Origin of the sequence: Pauljensenia sp. OF14-1SRA, from assembly GCF_027694595.1 — a bacterium.
Classification (GTDB): Bacteria; Actinomycetota; Actinomycetes; order Actinomycetales; family Actinomycetaceae; genus Pauljensenia; species Pauljensenia turicensis_B.
Map to the genome: position 1 here is coordinate 1 of NZ_JAQEVQ010000035.1, position 779 is coordinate 779.

Here is a 779-nt window from a genome sequence, read left to right on the forward strand (position 1 = left end):
AGACCATACGTTAATCAGCAAGCGCAATCACCCCGTTTTCAACATCAATCGTTATTTTTCTCAATGCGAGCAATAGTGTGAGTGCTTCTATAAGTTCAGCCGTCCCGCCTACCTGTTTCACTAAATCAAAATGTAAATCAATGAGGCGCATCGGATTATCTAAGTGATTCAGGATTCGCGGAAAGTTGGCGAGGGTTGATTCGTCGAAAGTGTAGAGCTTGTTAGGCAATCGCATAGTCTGCCTCCACGTCTACATCTGGGCGGAATACCTCACAAATATGGATGAAGTAGCTGATGAGAATGCCACACACGTAAATGCCGCTTCCCGTGTGATTGTTCATCCAATCGCATAGTTGCCTGAACTGCCCGGGCTGATCCAACCCCGAGCTTTCGAAGGTCAGCCACGCCCCTTGAACTTGATTGCACAGTCGAGTGAACTTGAGCTGTTCTCTCGCTTCTTTAGATTTCAGCTGAGTGACGATAAAAGGCTTGTAGACGGATACAGCATCAGTTGCTTGGGAAAGCAGATCAGCATCGTGAATTTTCTGCTCAAGGTTGACTGCGTTGAATTTGGGATCTGGTATGCGTTGCTCGTAAGGAATGTTGGAAACCGCGTCCAACAGCAGGCTGATTTCTGGTTCAAGCCCCAAAGGCACGACATTGTCGGCAAGGCGATGTTTAGCAAGAAGACGTGCAAGGTTAGCTCGTAGCTGTTGTTCTTCTTTTTTCGTGTGAGCCAGCTGGTATTTTTCGCCATGCTCGGTGCATAACACTGCGAA

At 47.5% G+C, this 779-nt stretch carries 2 protein-coding genes; both read right to left on the reverse strand.

Annotated elements, in window-relative coordinates; all coding sequences use genetic code 11:
• Positions 1 to 10: 10 nt before the first annotated feature.
• The gene (locus tag PG731_RS09270) at positions 11 to 229 is read right to left on the reverse strand and encodes an ABC-three component system middle component 7 (RefSeq protein ID WP_270773416.1); all 219 of its coding nucleotides are present in this window, start codon (positions 227 to 229) and stop codon (positions 11 to 13) included.
• A partial coding sequence (locus PG731_RS09275) for an ABC-three component system protein (RefSeq protein ID WP_270773483.1) occupies positions 222 to 779 on the reverse strand: 558 nt, incomplete at its 5' end. The genes PG731_RS09270 and PG731_RS09275, both read right to left, overlap by 8 nt.